This is a genomic window from Sphingopyxis sp. UBA6723 (assembly GCF_002454115.1).
GTDB lineage: Bacteria > Pseudomonadota > Alphaproteobacteria > Sphingomonadales > Sphingomonadaceae > Sphingopyxis.
Map to the genome: position 1 here is coordinate 268,528 of NZ_DKIH01000006.1, position 17,416 is coordinate 285,943.

At 62.4% G+C, this 17,416-nt stretch carries 15 protein-coding genes; 3 read left to right on the forward strand and 12 right to left on the reverse strand.

Annotation, left to right across the window (positions count from 1 at the left end):
* Positions 1 to 531 precede the first annotated feature (531 nt).
* On the forward strand, positions 532 to 3,468 hold the full coding sequence (locus tag B4F07_RS04890) for a TonB-dependent receptor (protein WP_137752008.1): 2,937 nt from the start codon (positions 532 to 534) through the stop codon (positions 3,466 to 3,468).
* Between the two features lie 824 nt (positions 3,469 to 4,292).
* Here the strand turns inward: B4F07_RS04890 and B4F07_RS04895 are convergent.
* Positions 4,293 to 5,327: an MlaA family lipoprotein gene (locus B4F07_RS04895; RefSeq protein WP_161786577.1), complete on the reverse strand. Its 1,035-nt coding sequence runs from the start codon at positions 5,325 to 5,327 to the stop codon at positions 4,293 to 4,295.
* Positions 5,328 to 6,257: 930 nt separating this feature from the next.
* Between B4F07_RS04895 and B4F07_RS04900 the strand changes: the two genes are divergently transcribed.
* Positions 6,258 to 7,070: an alpha/beta hydrolase gene (locus tag B4F07_RS04900; protein WP_293645108.1), complete on the forward strand. Its 813-nt coding sequence runs from the start codon at positions 6,258 to 6,260 to the stop codon at positions 7,068 to 7,070.
* A gap of 356 nt (positions 7,071 to 7,426) precedes the next feature.
* Here B4F07_RS04900 and B4F07_RS04905 read toward each other — a convergent pair whose 3' ends face one another.
* Genes B4F07_RS04905 through trbB form a run of 11 tightly spaced genes read right to left on the reverse strand, consistent with a single transcriptional unit; the run spans position 7,427 to position 16,686 of the window.
* Positions 7,427 to 7,648, reverse strand: a complete 222-nt coding sequence (locus B4F07_RS04905) for a DUF2274 domain-containing protein (RefSeq protein WP_293645110.1) — start codon at positions 7,646 to 7,648, stop codon at positions 7,427 to 7,429.
* Positions 7,645 to 8,877 carry a TrbI/VirB10 family protein gene (locus B4F07_RS04910; protein ID WP_414711725.1) on the reverse strand — a complete coding sequence of 411 codons (1,233 nt, stop codon included), beginning with the start codon at positions 8,875 to 8,877 and terminating at the stop codon, positions 7,645 to 7,647. The genes B4F07_RS04905 and B4F07_RS04910 overlap by 4 nt, the downstream gene beginning before the upstream one ends.
* Positions 8,874 to 9,689, reverse strand: a complete 816-nt coding sequence (gene trbG / locus B4F07_RS04915) for a P-type conjugative transfer protein TrbG (protein ID WP_327523827.1) — start codon at positions 9,687 to 9,689, stop codon at positions 8,874 to 8,876. Before trbG ends, B4F07_RS04910 begins: the two co-directional genes overlap by 4 nt.
* 35 nt (positions 9,690 to 9,724) lie before the next feature.
* Positions 9,725 to 10,408, reverse strand: coding sequence for a conjugal transfer protein TrbF (gene trbF, locus B4F07_RS04920; RefSeq protein ID WP_037557588.1), 684 nt, complete (start codon positions 10,406 to 10,408; stop codon positions 9,725 to 9,727).
* 4 nt (positions 10,409 to 10,412) lie between these two features.
* Positions 10,413 to 11,693, reverse strand: a complete 1,281-nt coding sequence (trbL, locus tag B4F07_RS04925; protein WP_293645114.1) for a P-type conjugative transfer protein TrbL — start codon at positions 11,691 to 11,693, stop codon at positions 10,413 to 10,415.
* 4 nt (positions 11,694 to 11,697) lie between these two features.
* On the reverse strand, positions 11,698 to 11,940 hold the full coding sequence (gene trbK-alt / locus B4F07_RS04930; protein WP_293645116.1) for a putative entry exclusion protein TrbK-alt: 243 nt from the start codon (positions 11,938 to 11,940) through the stop codon (positions 11,698 to 11,700).
* A 1-nt stretch (position 11,941) separates the two neighbouring features.
* Positions 11,942 to 12,658: a P-type conjugative transfer protein TrbJ gene (gene trbJ / locus B4F07_RS04935; protein WP_293702517.1), complete on the reverse strand. Its 717-nt coding sequence runs from the start codon at positions 12,656 to 12,658 to the stop codon at positions 11,942 to 11,944.
* Positions 12,655 to 15,108 carry a conjugal transfer protein TrbE gene (gene trbE / locus B4F07_RS04940; RefSeq protein ID WP_293702519.1) on the reverse strand — a complete coding sequence of 818 codons (2,454 nt, stop codon included), beginning with the start codon at positions 15,106 to 15,108 and terminating at the stop codon, positions 12,655 to 12,657. Before trbE ends, trbJ begins: the two co-directional genes overlap by 4 nt.
* Complete coding sequence (locus tag B4F07_RS04945) at positions 15,105 to 15,374, reverse strand: VirB3 family type IV secretion system protein (protein ID WP_293702522.1); 270 nt, start codon at positions 15,372 to 15,374, stop codon at positions 15,105 to 15,107. The genes trbE and B4F07_RS04945 overlap by 4 nt, the downstream gene beginning before the upstream one ends.
* Entirely contained in the window at positions 15,374 to 15,706 is a 333-nt protein-coding gene (locus B4F07_RS04950) for a TrbC/VirB2 family protein (RefSeq protein ID WP_105998658.1), read from the reverse strand. The genes B4F07_RS04945 and B4F07_RS04950 overlap by 1 nt, the downstream gene beginning before the upstream one ends.
* Positions 15,703 to 16,686 carry a P-type conjugative transfer ATPase TrbB gene (gene trbB / locus B4F07_RS04955; protein WP_293702532.1) on the reverse strand — a complete coding sequence of 328 codons (984 nt, stop codon included), beginning with the start codon at positions 16,684 to 16,686 and terminating at the stop codon, positions 15,703 to 15,705. The genes B4F07_RS04950 and trbB overlap by 4 nt, the downstream gene beginning before the upstream one ends.
* A gap of 244 nt (positions 16,687 to 16,930) precedes the next feature.
* On the opposite strand from trbB, the gene B4F07_RS04960 reads away from it, so the two are divergent.
* Positions 16,931 to 17,410, forward strand: coding sequence for a helix-turn-helix domain-containing protein (locus B4F07_RS04960; RefSeq protein ID WP_293704562.1), 480 nt, complete (start codon positions 16,931 to 16,933; stop codon positions 17,408 to 17,410).
* Positions 17,411 to 17,416 lie beyond the last annotated feature (6 nt).

Consider the following 17,416-nt stretch of genomic DNA (forward strand, 5'->3'; position numbering starts at 1 on the left):
CAGAGTTCATATGTTCTGTTTAGATCTTCTTCTCTTGCCTGTGTTGCTTGGCGCCACAAAGAAATCTATCGTGGCACAGTTGGTCGATATGCCTTCCGAGGCAAACAGCAAGGCAAGGTCATGGAGCCACAAAAGGCTGTCCAGCTTCGGCGGGACATGCGCTCGGGATCGGGCGTGCCGTACCGCAGCCGCATCCAAAAGTCGTCGGCGCGCGCTCGACCGTGCCAAGGCTGAAGCGCTGACAGCAAGCATCGGATGTATAAACTGATTTCTTCGGATCTGAGATGGAACACCTCCCAGCGCCCCGAGCAATATAATAAAGTGCCATAATAAAGTTCTTTACCAAATACCGAAAAACTGCTCAGCTTCAAGCCGGGCGGCGAGAATCTTTTCCTCTCCGGAAATCTCCTTCTGGCCACCTCTCAAACTCGGGGCAGCTCGGCGAGCTGCCCCATTTTTGAACATCGACTATCGGGGAAAAGGACGGGTTCGCGTAAGAAACTAAAAAATCGAGACAGGGAGAGAAGGGTGATGAATAACAAAGCTTATTTGTTGGCAAGCGCCGTCCTGATGGCGTTGCCACAGGTCTCAAATGCTCAGGAAGCCATAGCTGAAGAGCCAGATGGCGGTAACGATGTCATCGTCGTGACGGCGCAACGTCAGGCGCAAAGCTTGCAAGACGTGCCGATAGCTGTCAGCGCATTCAGCGCTGAGGCGCTTGAAAGCCAGCAGATCGAAAATGCCTCGGATCTACAGCTGACGCTGCCCAATGTATCTTTCTCGAAAGGCAATTTCACCTCAGCTTCATTCACTATTCGCGGCGTTGGCGACCTGTGCGTCGGCGTCACCTGCGATGCTGCGACCGCAATTCATGTCAATGGATCACCCTTGTTCGGAACACGCCTGTTCGAGACCGAATATTTCGATCTGGAACGGATTGAAGTCCTTCGCGGACCTCAAGGCACCCTGTTCGGTCGGAATGCGACCTCCGGGGTCGTGAATGTCGTGACCGCGAAACCCAAACTCTCCCGTTTCGAGGCTGAAGCGCAATTCGAGTATGGCAATTTCAACAGCATCGAAGCGCGTGGCATGGTCAATGTCCCGATCGGGGATATGATCGGCGTGAGACTGGCGGGCATATATGTGAACCGCGACGGTTATACGACGAATCTTTATGATGGATCGGACATCGACACTCGGGACCTTTACGCGTTGCGAGGCTCACTTCGTTTCGAGCCCGGTCCTGATACGACGATCGATCTCATGGGCTATTATTTCCGGGAAAAGGACACGCGCCTCAGAAACCAGAAACAAACGTGCCAACGCGATCCATTGGGCGTGCTCGGATGCCTGAACAATCGACGTGATTTCGATACCACGAACGCAAATTCCACGGTCGGTGCGACGCTCAGTTCTTCCGAGTTCTTCGCCATTCAGGGCATTCCCGCCGTACTCGGCCTTGGCAGCCTTTATGGCCCTGACGGGTTTTCCGGGTTTCAGGAGCCTGGCGATGTGCGTGTCGTCAACACGGCCTATACGCCCTTCTATTTTGCGGAAGAGCTACAGGTGCAGGCGCGCCTTGAGCAAAAATTCGGCGCGATGACCCTGACGGCCACCGGCATTTATCAGGATACTGAAGTCGATTCCAGGCAGGACTATTTTCTTGGAATTCAAAGCCGTGCCGGTTTCGCCCCGGCGCTCAATACGCTGGCCTTTTTTGCGGCTAACGGATTGCCGACGGGTCTTGCTCCGCCGGCGCCGGCCTTCATTCCCGGCTCCTCGGCCTATTTTTCGCCGATTGCCGGCGCTCTCATCCCGGACGGTCCGCAGGGCGTGCTGTGCACCTCGGATAATGATGATGGAAGCAGAGGCGCTTTCGAAGGGAACTCGCTGTGTTCCGAAACGCCGCTTTCTTTCGATCGATCTTCGGAACAACGCGAATCGTGGAGCGGAGAGCTCATCCTTACGAGTGACTTCGACGGGCCGTTCAATTTCCTGTTGGGGGGAATTTACGCGAAATCGAAAACCACCGACAATAGCTATTATGTGAACTCGTTTGCGCTCGATTACGCCAGTGCCATATTGGGTTCATTCGGCTCCTTGTCGGGCGGCCTTCCGCCATCCTATTTCGCGACGTCGATGTATCGGAACAACTCGCTGGAATCGAATCTGGAGAGCTATGGGATTTTCGGCGAGGTCTATTTCGATCTAAGCGACCGGCTGACGTTGACCGGGGGGCTGCGTTACAACAATGACAAGAAGGATGTAACGGCGCGTACGACACTGATCAGTTTCCTGAACCCTTATGCCAACGATGGAGATCCGTTCGATACCCCGATAACGCCTCTCACCGGGCCGTCTGGACTTTTCGATGCCGACCCGGGGACACCGGGCCAACAGCTCGCCCAGTTTCGCGAAGTAAGCTTCGACGAAATTACCGGACGAGCAGTTCTGGCCTTCGAGGTTACGCCGGACAATTCACTCTATGCATCTTACTCGAGGGGTTACAAATCCGGCGGTATCAATCCTCCGCTTTCTCCGATTTTCGCCGTCAGCGAGAGTTTCGGCTCTGAATCGATCGATGCCTTCGAGATTGGCTCCAAGAACGTCTTCGCAAACGGCGCGTTGCAACTGAATGCCACCGCATTTTACTACAAATATAGTGGACTGCAGCTCAGCCGCATCGTGGCAAGAACGTCTGTGAATGACACGGTTGACGCCAATATCTGGGGTGTCGAACTGGAGTCTGTCATCAGGCCGGACCCGAACTGGCTTATCAATCTGTCCTTCAGCTATCTCAATGCCAAGGTCGCCGGCGATCAATTCTTCTCCAATCCGCGTGATCCGGGCGGCGGAGATCCTGATGCCGTGATTATCAAGGACATCAGCAATGGTGCGCACTGCGCTGTCACGGGACCTGCGCCTGGCGTTGCTGATGCGTTCGTTGCGGGAGTAAATGCGGCTCTCGGCCTTCGCGCACCGCAGGAATTTCCTTCGGACGGCAATATCGCCTCCAGCGGCGCGTTCGGCATTTGCGGTGTCCTCGCGAGCGCTATCCCTGCGAACAGCGGGATCCAGGTATTGAGTCCTGGCGTCGAGGTTAACATCAAGGGCAACACATTGCCCCAAGCGCCGAATGTCAAGGTCTCGATGGGCGTGCAGTACACGGCAGAGGTTGGGAATGGTATGACACTCGTCCCCCGCGTCGACATTTCCCTTACCGGAAAGCAATATGGCAATATCTTCAACGGCAGGATTAATCGTATCGAACCTTTCGTCCAGGCAAATGCGGTTTTACAGTTGAATGGCGCCGACGAGCGCTGGTTTGTCCGGGGGTTCGTTCAGAATATTTTCGATAGCAACTCGGTTACCGGACTTTATGTCACCGATGCATCTTCCGGTAATTTTACAAACATCTATACTCTTGATCCGCGGCGTTATGGTGTCGCCATCGGAGCAAAATTCTGACGATTTAGCGGTTCCAATCTAACTCGCATAGAAATCGCGGCGTCGGAGAGACGGGGGAACCTTCTCCGACGCCGGTTTCCATGCGCCAGGCCCAAGGCACCAAACGGGGGCATCTGCGACGGAAAGAGGCAAGTCATCTGGAGCCATCTCAAGGATCTCCGAATTTCGCGGCCTGTGCTTGCGATGTCGCATGCGACCGACGCGAACGGCGCGCTGACCGTTGCCCACGGGCACTTGTAGGAAGCACGCTGGTCTCCGGCACCGCGAGCTCGCGATCAATCCGGCAGCGTTCGGAGGCGGCACGATCATCGCGGCGGTTTGTGGCCCCTGATTGCCGAGTGCAGCATGACACTCTTGGCCGCCGCATCGATCACGATATTCCCAAGCTTGCTTGCGAACCTATAATTTTTGAACAGAAAAGAGATATCCAGATCCCAATCTGGCAGCCTGGTTTGCGCGGTAATTGAGCCATTCGGCGAGCAAAACACCCATCTGACGCGCGGCGCATCTTGCCACGCGAAGGCCCAGCGGTTCCCACGCAAAGCGACGAGCATTTGACATGGGACCATCGGCGAGTTCGGGAACGCCAGTCGGAGACAGCGCGAGGCACGCGTTCATGATCGACAAACTCATCCGCGATGGCCGAACCGATAGCGGTTGTGGGCATTTGTCTCGACACGTCCGAAACCGGAAGACCAAACTTCAGCGAGGAAGCTTATTGAGATTCACCGCGGCGATTGCAGTTGACGGCTTGAGTTCCGTGCGAGCAAAATTTCGAAGCGCTTTGGCTTCTCTGCGCGCCCGCCAAATGTGCATCATTGGCGTTAAGGTCGCGGTGGCAAACCGTCCGAGGTCGGCGTCTCGAGTTCAAGGGGGCCGACGGAGATGAGACCTTCTGGATCGGACAAGGGCCCGGTCTGGCTGACCGTGATTTCTGTTTGAGGTCCAGCCTCGCCATTGCGGTCGCTGCGCCTAACTTTCAATGCGTCGATTTCGCGTTTGCGCAGTTCCAGATAGAGGGTCCGTGTCTCGACATAGGGATCAAGGCTTTCCTGTTGCAAGCGCTGGATTTGAGCGTCGCCCTCGATGCGGTCATTGAGTTGCCTGACCACAGTTGTCGGAACGGCATATGCCGTGCGGTCGAAAGGCGCGCCGACCGCGGTCGGCACGACGAGCAAGTCAATGCTGTTGCCCGCCAGATCGCGCAATGTCGTCGACCCGATAAGCGGAAGATAGAAATAGGGACCGGGCTCGACGCCGTAGAAACCCAATGTATTGGCAAAGCCGTTGCGTCGGTAAGGCAGATTGAAAGGCATTGTCTTCGCGACATCGAAAAGGCCGCCGACACCAAATGTCGTGTTTACGGCGAAACGGCCGAGCGTCTCGGCAGCCTTGCCGATCTTGAACTGTAACAGGAAGTTCAGAAAATTGACGGGTTCGCTGAGGTTACGCAGTGCATTGCCCAGCCCGTCGCGAACAGGTTCGGGTACGATACCTTGATAGCCCATCGCGACTGGGGCCACGAGCGCCGCATCGATCGACTGGACCGCCCGATAAGAGGCAATATTGACCGCTTGAAGCGGATCTCCCGGCGGCGCATCGCCACGGGCCGTCACCACAATATCATGGGGCGCCGAGGGCATTTCGGCCATAGTCTCGTCGTCGGAGGTTGCTGGCGCGGCTAAAGAGGGATGCGGGGTGTTGCCGAGTGCTGGCACAACGATCGGCGGCTCGGGTGGGGCCGAGGGATCATCTACCCGCTGCAACTCGGTCTCAGTCTGGCTTTCGGATGCGAGGTCGGTCGGAGGCGGCGCTACCCCGGACAGAAACAGAAGCGCGGCGACGGTTGCAGGGCTCATCGCGCGCGCGATCCCGCCACCATGAGAGGGGCGAACATTAATTCCATTTGCCAAACTCCTGCTTCGGCCAAGGGCCCGAAACGACGACCGACGACGCTCCCTCCATCGACCCATGTCAGCTGACCCACGATGCGGCCAATCCAGCTTTAATACTCCCCCATGAATAGGGAAACATAAAGAAGCTCGGCCTGCCGTTTAGCCCAGCAACGTCCGTACGGACGGGCAATGGGACCAACCGGTTCTATCAGGTACGATTTTCGCTGGAGGACCCGGCATAGGCACTTTGCCGACGGTCGCTTAGTTCCGGGCTGGGCGGAAGCGGCTCGAAAACTAACTCTGCGGACGCGCCCGGTCTCAGCGCGAGCAACAGTACCGCCGTCAAGAGCGAGCCGAACATGCTCCGGATCAATGCTTTGCCCCCAACCACATTGCGCAACCCGATGACGAAAGTATCGCACCCTGCCTGAGACGCGAGCAGTGCTTGCCCGATCGAACTATTCAGGTTGTTCAGACAACCGCGCTGCGGCTTCAAAGGCGCGGCGCGTGTTTAGCGAGATTGATCGCCGACCCACGGCATGTCCCTAAAAAAATTGGACGCTAGCCCGAGAAATCATCCTTTGGTCACCCGGTCAATTAAGGGTTGGATGTCGTCAGGAGAAATTTTTCCGGTGGCGATCCGAGGTGAGGAAGCAGGAAAATGCGGAATGTGGGGCGGTTCGGAATTTCATTGCAGCGAAGCGTGATTCCAGCAGGCCTTTTGTGCTTTCAAGGCTTCGTTGTTGGCTGCAGCGAGGCCGAGACGCGTGATCCTGACGCTAAGGGCCCGACAAAGATGACCGAGACGGCAAGCGTTGAGGGCAGGGAGGAGGGCGTGTGGCAACCCCAGCGGGCCATCAGCAGACGCCACCGTGGCCTGGAGCGGCGCCGAACATGGAGGATGTCAAACTTCCTCCAGAGTATAGCGAAACGGCAACGAATCCGAAACGCTTCGCCGGACGTCCGGTTGCCGGCGCCTTCAACGTCACTGTGCCCACTCTCACGGTGTTTCCCCCCCAACAACCAGGCAATGGCACAGCGATGCTGGTTTTTCCCGGCGGAGGATTCTCCAAGCTCGCGATCGATCTGGAAGGTAGTGAAGTTCGCGACTGGCTGACTTCAACAGGCACCACTTGCGTGCTCGTCAAATACCATGTTCCCAAAAGCCGCCACCATTATGATGAAGACTGCCATTGTGCAGTGACGCCCAAGCACCTCCTTGCGTTGCAGGTCGCCCAGCGTGCGATACGCCTGGTGCGCTCGCGCGCCAGCGAGCTCAAGATCAACCCCCGCAAGATCGGTGTCATAGGCTTCTCAGCCGGAGGGTATCTGGTCGCGCAGACCAGCAATATATTCGAACCTGCTTATGAGCCGGTCGACGAAATAGACAAAGTGAGCAGCCGGCCCGATTTTGCCATCGCAATGTTCCCAGGCCACCTGTGCAGATCGGGGGGCTCGCTTGATCCTGGTATCAAAGTTACCAAGATGACCCCGCCAACATTTCTTCTTCAGGCTTGGGACGATCCTGTCGATCCGATTTGCAATAGCATAGTATATGCGCGAGCGCTGGACGAGGCGGGTGTTCCAGCAGAAGTCCATCTCTTTGCCAAGGGAAGTCACGCCTTCGCCATGCGCCCGCTGGGTCACCCCGTTGAGAGATGGCCGACGCTCGTGGAAGATTGGCTAAAGGACACAGGAATTCTTTGAGCAAATAGGGCAAGAAATGACCCCCTCTCCCCGGAATGTTCGATACTCAGGGGAATCGCTGGTCTTGGCCGATCGGAGATCGCCGGGTTTCTGACTGAAACTAACCGAAAGCCGACAACGGTTTGAGCTCCAGGGTATCTTTTGGCGCTGCCGTACAATTATCGGTCGGCTCGCGACGCTATCCGCGCGGTGCGACCCAGAAGAGCTCTTCCTTTCAGGAAACAGAGATCTTCACCTGACGCCCGCACGGTTTCGATCGCGCGGGCGTCTTTTTTTTGGCGCACCGCCGCCAGCGGTTTGAACGAACACATATGGGTGATCACGCCTGACCGACGTGAGGATGACGCCGCAGACACTCAGCGCCGCCGCCGTTCCGTCGCAAATCCACGATCGGTCGCGATAAAGCGCTCGATCATCGGCACCGCGATCTTTTCCGGCGCCATAGGCGCCGCGAGGCCATTAGCCTTCGCATGCACCTCGGCATAGACGAGCAATTCGCGATGGAGGGATCCCGGCAATTCGATCGACAGCTTCACGGGCTTGTCGTCGGCGATGGGGCCTAGGCGCAGCTTGCTCATGGGGCCGCACCCGCCGGCGGTTCGAGTATCAGATCGCGTGTGACAAGGACCCGCAAAGCGAAGCCGGGGCGGATCGTGAGGGTTGGCGGGATGTTCATCTGACGCTCGACGAGCCGCCGTCCCGACTGGTTGACCGTATCCTGCGGCCCGTCGCGAAGCGCCCGCACGAGCGCATCATCCCCGTCCGAGCCAAGTTCGGCTCCGACGCCGAGCAACGTAGAGACGAGCGCCGCGCGCAGCATCGACCCCCAATGATGGTCGGTGCGATCGGCAATCCCCGCCATGCCCCGCGCATCGGCGCCGGGCTGACGATCGAGCCGGATCGATCGGCCACCGGGCAGGATCAACCGGTTCCAGGCCAGCAAGACGCGCTCCTGCCCCACGGATATTTCGCTGTCATAGTCGCCGATCAGCCGGGCACCCTGCGGAATGAGGAGAATGCGACCCGTCGGGCTATCGAAGACATGCTGGGTCACCTGCGCCGTGACCTGTCCGGGAAGGTCGGACCTGATACCAGTGATCAGCGCGGCCGGAATGAGACTTCCCGCCTGGAGGATGTATGGCGAAGCAGGCGCATGAAGGAGCTCGGCACTCTCGAACGGTTCGGCGGAGCCGCCCGCGAGAAAGGCGCGCCGCGCCGCCGCCGGAGTCCGCGCGCCGCCTTCGGGTGCCGACATGGTCGCGGCGGACGGTTCGATCGATCCACGCTGCGCGTCTGCAACCGGCGCGCCCGAGGTCCCTCCTCCAAGGAATATCCGGCTCGCCGTGGCGGCCTCGCGCTCCAGCCGCGCCCGATCGCGCGCCTCGTCGGCGGGTGAGCGCCCGCCGGCGGGCGGATTTCCCATCGGCGGCACCGGGATCGTCTCGCCGTTCTGCTGCGCCGAGACGATCGGTCGCCCGAGATCGCCGGGTAGCGGCGGTCCGAGCTTCGGCACCTTGCCATAGTCGGCGGGCGCACCGGTGACGACTTCGGCGCGATTCGCTCCATCGGCCGTGTAGAGATTCTCGGCGGTCTTCGGGGCTACGGGTTGCAGCGCCCAGAGCAGAGCGCCGCCGATCGCGGTGCCGCCGGCAGCGCCGATCATCGCGAGCGCCTTGCGCGAAAGCCGCATGACCCGCGGCGTGTCGCCGCGTAGCCGAAAAGGATCGACCTCCGGGCCGGGCGCCGTGCGCTCGCCCGCTTCCGGCACGTCGGCGGGCGCCACCGCCTCGCTTGCCGGCCCGGTCACGACCGCCCCCGGCGGCGCGGCATTTCACGCTTGATCCGAACGACGCGGGCCTGCTTTCCGGCGCCCAAGCGGAGTTCGCCGCGCTCGAAAAGGCGGTCGACGATCATGTAGCGGCCCTGCACCCGGTAGTTGACAAGCTCTGCCTCGCCGCTGCCGCCGATGACGAAGAGTGGCGGCATATCGCCGGTGGCGATATCCTCACCGAATTCGATGATTAGCTGGCGCGAGTCGTCGAAGGCGCGCACCGGCCGCCACGCGGCCTTGTCGCCTGCGATGCGGTAGCGGAAGTTGAGCGCGGCGAGATCGATCGCCCCGGCAACGGGCGCCACCCTCGCCGCCTCGGCCTCGGCAAGCTGCAAGGCGATCAGCTCATCGGCGGGATAGGTCCAGGATACCGATGCCATATAGGCCGCGGCGGTCGCGCGCAGCTCGACATGATAGGTGCGCCGGTCGGTGTTGATGATGAGATTCGTGGCGATATCGGATCGGGTGGGTTTCGCCAGAATATGCACGCGCCGCCGGGCCCCGGTCCCGCTGACCGTATCGCCGATGATCCAGCGCACCGTGTCGCCCGCGGCGACCGGCCCCGGGCCGACGAGCTGTTCGCCTTCCTGAAGGACGATATCGGTGACCTGCCCTGGCGCAGCATAGACCTGAAAGAGCGCGCCTTCGGACCAGGCATATTGCTGGATGGCGTTCCGATAGCCTTGCCGGTCGGGCTGCACGCGCGCCTCGGCGTTGGCGCGGCCGACGCGCTGGCGGGGATCGGCGGCCTCGCTCGCCGCGGCGGGCGCCGCAAGGAGGGACAGCATGGCTCCGAGTGCGATCGGAAGCAGAGGATATCGCGTCATTGGCTGAGTTCCTTCGACCAGTTGATAGCATTGACAAACAGCCCGATCGGGTTGCGGCGAAGCGCGTCGGGCGTGCGTGGCGGCCGGATCGCGACGGTCACGATCGCCGACCAGCGCGAACGCTCGACTAGGCTGCCGTCCTGATATCGGCGCTCGCTCCAGGCGATGCGGAAGCTGTCTTTCGAAGCCCGAATGACGCTCGACACATCGACCGCGACCTGGGCCTTGCCGACCTCGGCAAAGGGATCGTTGGTGCGGGCATAGTCATTGAGCGCCTGCGCTCCGGTCGCGGTGGTAAAGTCATAAGCGCTGAGCCAGTCGGCCCGCAGCACGACCGGATCGGCGGGAATGCTGCGAACATGTTCGATGAAGCGCGCGAGATGGAACGCGACCTGCGGATCGGTCGGTTGATAATCGCCGTCGGCCGGCGCGACCGCGCGCGCTTCACCCAGCTTGTCGACCTCGACGACCCAGGGCGTGATCGTCCCGCGGGCGGACTGCCAGACCAGGCCGCCGGCAAGACCACCGGAGATGATCAGCGCGCCGAAGAAGGCGAGCCGCCAGTTCTTGGCCTGGACCCGCGCAGAACCGATCCGATCGTCCCACACTTGCGCGGCGCGCTGGTAGGGCGTGACCGGCTCGGGCGCGCGGCCATAATGATTGGTGGGTCTTTTGAACATGGGATCAGTCCTTTTCGCTGATGTTCGGCGCCGATCCGGCCCCGTGGCTGTCGCCGCTCTTGAGCGTCTGCGCGCCGATCGTCGCGCCATGCGTCATGGTCTGGCGCCGCCGCATTGCGGCCGCCCAGGCCGGCGGCGCGCTCGCGGCTTGCGCTGGCGCCGCGCTATCGGTGGGACCGTCGCGGCCCGCCGCGAAATTCGCGCGAACCCGTTCGGCCATGCTGCGAACAGGTGAAGCTGCGCCGCTGGCTGCGGTACGCGCCACATTCGCAAGTCCTCCGCCGATGGCCTTCGCCCTGCTCTTCCCGGCCGCGCCCGCCGCATAAGCGGCCGACGCACTCCCCGCACCGCGCGCGCTCGCTGCTGCTGTGCCGCGCGCCGCCGCTGCAGCCGCGCCGGTGGCCAGGGTCGCGCCAGCCGCCCCGGCGGCAAGCGTTGCGCCTGCGGCGACTGCGGTGCCTGCGGCGGCCCCTGCTCCGAGTTGCGGACCGCCGGCGACGATCCCGTTGGCGATCGATGGGCCGAAGATGCCGAGGCCGAGCAGCGTCAAAGCGCCGAGCGCGATCGCCATGACCTGTTCGATGTCAGGCTCCGGACCGAGGCCGGCCTGCATGAAGCGGTCGAACAGGGTCACCCCGATGCCGGTGATCACCGCGAGGACGAGCACCTTGATGCCCGACGATATGATGTGGCCAAGCACGCGTTCGGCCATGAAGGCGGTGCGGCCGAAGAAGGCGAACGGCAGCAACACGAAGCCCGCGAGCGTCACCAGCTTGAATTCCAAGATGGTCACGAAGACCTGCACCGCGAGAATGAAGAAGGCGAGGACGACGATCACCCAGGCGATCAGTAGGATCATGATCTGCACGAAGTTGGTGAAGAGACCGACCGGGCCGACCAGGTCCGCCGATGCATCGAGCAGGGGCTGCGCCGCATCGATGCCGGTCGCGGCGACGACGCCGGGACGCATGAAGTCGCCGATCGCCATGGCGCCGCCGCTCGCCTTGAGGCCGAGGCCGGCGAAGCTTTCGAGCATGATGACGGCCAGCGCCTGGAAGTTGCCGATGATGAAGGCGAAGACGCCGATGTAGAGGGTCTTCTTGACGAGGCGCTGGATGATGTCCTCGTCGGTGCCCCACGCCCAGAACAGCGCGGCGATCGTCACGTCGATGACGATGAGGGTCGAGGAGAGAAAGCCGACTTCGCCCCCGAGCAGGCCGAAGCCGCTGTCGATATAAGTCGAGAAGACCGCCAGAAACTGGTCGATAACGCCGGTGTCTTCCATCGGGCTAGTCCTTCTGTCCAAAGAAATGGCGGCGCTTGGCGTCCCAAGCCGCTTCACAGTCCGCATCGGCGACCGTGACCGTGCGGCAGCGGTCGGCGACGTCGGCGGCTGCCGGGTGTGCGCTCGCCCCGGAGATCGGGGGGACGGGCGCACGAGGCGTAGGCGGCGATGACGCATGCAGAATTGCCAGCGTCATGAGCAGGCCGCCCAGCACCGCGACCGCCGCTATCTTCGCCGCCCGGCCCATCTCAATTGCCTTTGCGGAAGCGGCGGAAGCGCTCGCGGCCTTCAGCCTCGGCGGCGGCGCTGCGCGCAGCGTCGAGCATCTGCGCGCGGCCCTGCGCGGCGAGCGCCGCGGTAAGGTCGGAGAGCTGCTGCGACTGGACGGCGAGGATCTGGTTGCCCGCCTGCGCCGCCTGCAAGGCGCCGGTCGCCGACTGGCTCGCCGAGACGAGGGTTCCGATCGACTGGCGCGTGCCGTCGATGTTGGTGACGACGCCGGCCTGCACCTTCATCGCATCCTGGAACGCGCCGACGCTGTCGTTCCAACGCGCCTCGGCATTGGCGACCATCGCCGCCTGCGGCCCCGACAAGGCTGCGCCCTTGTAGCGGGCATCGAAAGCGGTCTGGATATCGCCGACGTCATAAGCGACGCGCTGCGCCTCACTCAGCAATTGGCGGGTGCGATCGACCTGGCCTTGCAATTCCTGCAGCGTCGAGACGGGCAGGCTGGTCAGATTGCGCGCCTCGTTTGCCAGCGACGTCGCCTGGTTCTGCAGCATGGAGATCTGATTGTTGATCTGCTCGAGGGTGCGCGCGGCGGTCAGGATATTCTGCGCATAATTGCGCGGATCGTGAACGATGCCGCCGATCTGCGCCGCGGCGGGAACAGTCACTCCGCTCGCGATCAAGGTCGATCCGGCGAGCAGGGCAGCAAGCAGCACGCGGTTCGTCACATTCTTCATAACAAGGACTCCTTCAGCTGGTCGGGGGTTTCGAGGTTCGCGAGCAGATCGGCGGCCCAATAGAGGCCGCGGTGACGCAGCCAGAATTCGGCAAAATCGGCGTGGCCGCGCGTCTCGATCAGCTCGCCGATCTTGATCTGGTCGGTCTTTGAAGAGGCGGCAGTGAAAGCGAGCGCGATGTCGCCGAGGCCCAGTTCGAACAGCCGGTTGCCGCGCCGCGACTGGCAATAATAGTCGCGCTTCGGTGTCGCCCGGCTCAGTATTTCGATTTGGCGATGGTTGAGCCCGAAGCGTTCATAGACCCGCGCGATCTGCGGCTCGGCGGCGCGTTCGTTGGGCAGGAATATCCTTGTCGGACAGCTCTCGATGATCGCGGGCGCAATGAGCGAGCCTTCGATATCGGCGAGGCTTTGCGTCGCAAAGATCACGCTCGCATTCTTCTTGCGGAGCGTCTTCAGCCATTCGCGCAGCTGCGCGGCGAAGGCCGGACTGTCGAGAACGAGCCAGCCTTCGTCGATGATGATCAGCGTCGGTGAGCCGTCGAGGCGGCCCTCGATGCGGTGGAAAAGATAGGCGAGGACCGAGGCCGCCGACGAGGCGCCGACCAGCCCTTCGGTTTCGAGCGCCTGAACACGCGCATCGCCAAGATGCTCTGCCTCGGCGTCGAGCAGCCGTCCCCAGGGACCGCCCACGAGATAGGGCGAAAGCGCGAGCTTCAAATCCTGCGACTGGAGAAGCACGGCGAGGCCGGTCAGCGTGCGCTCGGCGACCGGCGCGGTCGCGAGCGAGGTCAGCGCCGACCAGAGATGCTCCTTCGCGGCCGGATCGACATCGACCCCCTCGCCGACGAGCAAAGCCGCGAGCCATTCGGCGGCCCAGGCGCGCTCAGCGGCCTCGTCGATCCGCGCCAGCGGTTGCAGCGAGACCGACCCGGCGCTGCCGGCATCGTGCAGCGCGCCGCCAAGATCCTGCCAGTCACCCCCCATCGCGAGCGCGGCGGCGCGGATCGATCCGCCATAGTCGAAGGCGAATATCTGGTTGCCCTCGTAGCGGCGGAACTGGAGCGCCATCAGCGCCAGCAGGACGGATTTCCCGGCACCGGTCGGGCCGACCACGAGGCAATGGCCGACGTCGCCGACATGGAGCGAAAAGCGGAACGGGGTCGAACCTTCGGTCTTGCCGTAAAGCAAGGGGGCATCACCGAAATGCTCGTCCCGCTCCGCCCCCGCCCACACCGCCGACAGGGGAATGAGGTGGGCGAGATTGAGGGTCGAAATCGGGGGCTGGCGCACATTGGCATAGACATGGCCGGGGAGGCTCCCGAACCAGGCCTCGAGCGCATTGACGCCTTCGACCGTGCAGGTGAAATCGCGGCTCTGAACGATTTTCTCGACGAGGCGCAGCTTCTCGGCCGCTTGGCCCGGATCGCGATCCCAGACGGTGACCGTCGCGGTGACATAGGCGATGCCCGCCTCGTCGGCGCCGAGCTCCTGCAGTGCCATGTCGGCGTCGGCCGCCTTGTTCGAGGCATCGCTGTCCATCAGGACAGAGGCCTCGTTGGTCATCACCTCCTTGAGGATTGCGGCGACCGACTTGCGCTTGGCGAACCATTGCCGCCGGATCTTGGTCAGCAGCTTGGTCGCGTCGGTCTTGTCGAGCATGATGGCGCGCGACGACCAGCGATAGGCGAACGCCTGGCGGTTCAATTCGTCGAGCAGGCCCGGGAAGGTGACGCTCGGGAAGCCGGTGATGGTGAGGGTGCGCAGATGATGATCGCCGAGCCGCGGCTCAAGCCCACCGACCAGCGCTTCATCGCCGAGCAGCGCGTCGAGATAGACCGGGGTCTCGGGAACGCGGACGCGCTGGACCTTGGTCGAGATACAGCTGTGGAGATAGGTCAGCGTGTCGCCGTCGCCCAGCCATTCGGCCTCGGGCATGAAGCCTTCGACAAGGTGAAGCATGCGGCCGGTGCGGTCGATGAAGCTTTTCAGCAATTCCTTGGGATCGACGCCGGTTTTCGAGCGACCCTCATAGAGCCAGGACTCAGCGCGCGCCGCTTCCTCTGCCGGCGGCATCCACAAGAGGGTCAGATAATAGAAGCTCTCGAAATGGGCGCCTTGCTCGCGGAACTGCTCGCGGCGTTCGACATCGACCAGCTCGGACACCGCATCGGGAAAATCGGACACCGGATAGGTCACCGCGGGCACGCGCTGGGCTTCGACAAAGACTGCCCAGCCCGACCCGAGGCGCCGCAGCGCGCTGTTGAGGCGCGCGGTCACCGCGACGAGTTCGGCGGGCGTGGCGCTGTCAAGGTCGGGCCCGCGAAAGCGCGCCGTGCGCTGGAAGGCGCCGTCCTTGTTCAGCACCACGCCCTCCGCCACCAGGCAGACCCAAGGGAGAAAATCGGCGAGGCGGGCGGATTTCGTGCGATATTCGGATAGGTTCATCATGGCTGCATCCAGACGGGATATTTGAGGTGACGCCGGGCGACGTCGACGAATTGCGGGTCGTGGCGGGCAGCCCAGACCGAGAGGGCGTGGCCGATCGCCCAGATCGCGAGCCCGGCGAGCCAGAGGCGGAGGCCGAGACCAATTGCCCCGGCAAGCGTGCCATTGGCGATCGCGAGGCTGCGCGGCGCGCCGCCGAGCAGGATGGGCTCGGCCAGCGCCCGGTGGACCGGCGCAAAGAAGCCCGGCACTTCCCCTTCCCGGCTCATCAGACGAGCGCTCCGCCGCCGAAGGAGAAGAAGGACAGAAAGAAACTCGAGGCAGCGAAGGCGATCGACAGGCCGAAGACGATCTGGACCAGCCGGCGAAAGCCGCCCGAGGTATCGCCGAAGGCAAGGCTGAGCCCCGTAACGATGATGATGATCACCGCGACGATCTTCGCCACCGGTCCCTCGATGCTCTCGAGGATCGACTGGAGCGGCGCCTCCCACGGCATCGACGAGCCGCCGGCATGAGCGGGAACCGACACCGCAAGCGCGACGAAGAGCGCGGTGGAGCAGAGCATGGCGCGGCGCGCGCCATGCCGGAGGGCATGGATCATCGATTTTCTCCTTCAGGGGTGATGAGCGGGGTCAGCCGATATTCGAGGTTCAGCCGGTCAAAGCCGTCGATGCGGGCGAGTTCGGCGAGGCGCCGGCCCGTTCCGTCGCGTACGAGCACGGCGACCAGATTGATCGTCTCGGCGAGAAGAGCGCGCGGGACGGTGATCACCGCTTCCTGGATGAGCTGCTCCATCCGGCGGAGCGCGCCAAGCGCACTTCCGGCATGGATCGTTCCGACGCCGCCGGGATGACCGGTGCCCCATGCTTTCAGGAGATCCAGCGCTTCGGCGCCGCGCACCTCACCGATCGGAATGCGGTCGGGCCGCAGGCGCAGCGAAGAGCGGACGAGATCGGACAGCGATGCGACACCGTCCTTGGTGCGCATCGCGACGAGATTGCGCGCCGCGCACTGCAGTTCGCGCGTGTCCTCGATCAAGACAATCCGGTCGCTGCTTCCGGCAATTTCGGCGAGCAACGCGTTGGTCAGCGTCGTCTTGCCGGTCCCGGTGCCGCCCGCGACAAGAATGTTGAGCCGGTCGCGGACGCCGCAGCGCATAATATCCGCAGCGCCAGCCGACATGATGCCCGACGCGACATAATCGGCGAGCGTGAAGACCGCGATCGCCGGCTTGCGGATCGCGAAGGTCGGCGCCGAGACGACCGGGGGCAGCAGCCCCTCGAAGCGTTCGCCACCGTCCGGCAGCTCGGCCGAAACGCGCGGCGCGGCGCTGTGGACTTCGGCGCCGACATGATGCGCGACGAGACGGATGATGCGCTCGCCATCGGCGGCGCTCAGCGTTTCACCACTGTCCTCGATCCCTTGGCCGAGGCGATCAACCCAGAGCCGACCGTCGGGATTGAGCATGATTTCGATGACTACGCGGTCGGCGAGCCAATCCGCGATCGCGCCGCCCATCGCGGTGCGCAGCATGCGCGCGCTGCGGTGACGTGCCTCCAGCCGGATTGGTTCTGCGCCCATCGGGAACCCCGTTTCATGAGCCTTGGCGACGATGCCCGGCTCGACGGGGATGAGTAAGAGACGCAGAGAAAACCCAAATTCAACAAGGTTTTCGTGCCGTCGTACCGTCTCGTAGAAAGACAGGCCGTGGCGTAGGTCGCTCCGCATCGGAACGGATAAAAATCATGGTGGAACTTGTGAAACGCCCGATTTTGACAACAGTGTAACAATGACTGATTCGGGGTCGCAGCCGTCAGAGGATGAATTGTGCTGGGCGCGGCTCACGGACAAGCAACGTGCTTGTCTCGATCTTGTGCTTGAGCATCAGACCTCAAAGCAGATTGCGCGGCGGCTCGACATCTCCAAACAGGCCGTCGATCTCAGGCTCACGACCGCGCGCGATATTCTGGGAGCGGATAGCAGAGCCGAGGCGGCCGTCCGCTATGCGCGTCTCAAACGGACCTATGACCGAATACCATGGGATCCGATCATACTACCGCCGCAGGCCAGACTGATGCGATCCGATTTCCCGGACGGAGAGCCGGCCGCATTGGCGCTGAACGATCATGCATCGCTCGCCAAGCATCCCAATGCGGTCGACCCGCCGTTAAAGGGTCTCTGGAGGCGCGATCACGCGCGTTCGAGCAAAGTCTGGATCATGGCGGCGATGTTCGCCGGATTGATCCTGCTGACGCTGGCGGGGGTGACGATCGGTGAAACGCTAACGCGGCTGATCTCCGGCTGATTCTTT

Bases quoted from the DNA above. Each gene is read 5' to 3' on its own strand.
- B4F07_RS04890 (WP_137752008.1), top strand. From the start codon at position 532: ATGAATAACAAAGCTTATTTGTTGGCAAGCGCCGTCCTGATGGCGTTG.
- B4F07_RS04895 (WP_161786577.1), bottom strand. From the start codon at position 5,327: ATGAGCCCTGCAACCGTCGCCGCGCTTCTGTTTCTGTCCGGGGTAGCG.
- B4F07_RS04900 (WP_293645108.1), top strand. From the start codon at position 6,258: ATGGAGGATGTCAAACTTCCTCCAGAGTATAGCGAAACGGCAACGAAT.
- B4F07_RS04905 (WP_293645110.1), bottom strand. From the start codon at position 7,648: ATGAGCAAGCTGCGCCTAGGCCCCATCGCCGACGACAAGCCCGTGAAG.
- trbG (WP_327523827.1), bottom strand. From the start codon at position 9,689: ATGCTGTCCCTCCTTGCGGCGCCCGCCGCGGCGAGCGAGGCCGCCGAT.
- trbF (WP_037557588.1), bottom strand. From the start codon at position 10,408: ATGTTCAAAAGACCCACCAATCATTATGGCCGCGCGCCCGAGCCGGTC.
- trbL (WP_293645114.1), bottom strand. From the start codon at position 11,693: ATGGAAGACACCGGCGTTATCGACCAGTTTCTGGCGGTCTTCTCGACT.
- trbK-alt (WP_293645116.1), bottom strand. From the start codon at position 11,940: ATGGGCCGGGCGGCGAAGATAGCGGCGGTCGCGGTGCTGGGCGGCCTG.
- trbJ (WP_293702517.1), bottom strand. From the start codon at position 12,658: ATGAAGAATGTGACGAACCGCGTGCTGCTTGCTGCCCTGCTCGCCGGA.
- trbE (WP_293702519.1), bottom strand. From the start codon at position 15,108: ATGATGAACCTATCCGAATATCGCACGAAATCCGCCCGCCTCGCCGAT.
- B4F07_RS04945 (WP_293702522.1), bottom strand. From the start codon at position 15,374: ATGAGCCGGGAAGGGGAAGTGCCGGGCTTCTTTGCGCCGGTCCACCGG.
- B4F07_RS04950 (WP_105998658.1), bottom strand. From the start codon at position 15,706: ATGATCCATGCCCTCCGGCATGGCGCGCGCCGCGCCATGCTCTGCTCC.
- trbB (WP_293702532.1), bottom strand. From the start codon at position 16,686: ATGGGCGCAGAACCAATCCGGCTGGAGGCACGTCACCGCAGCGCGCGC.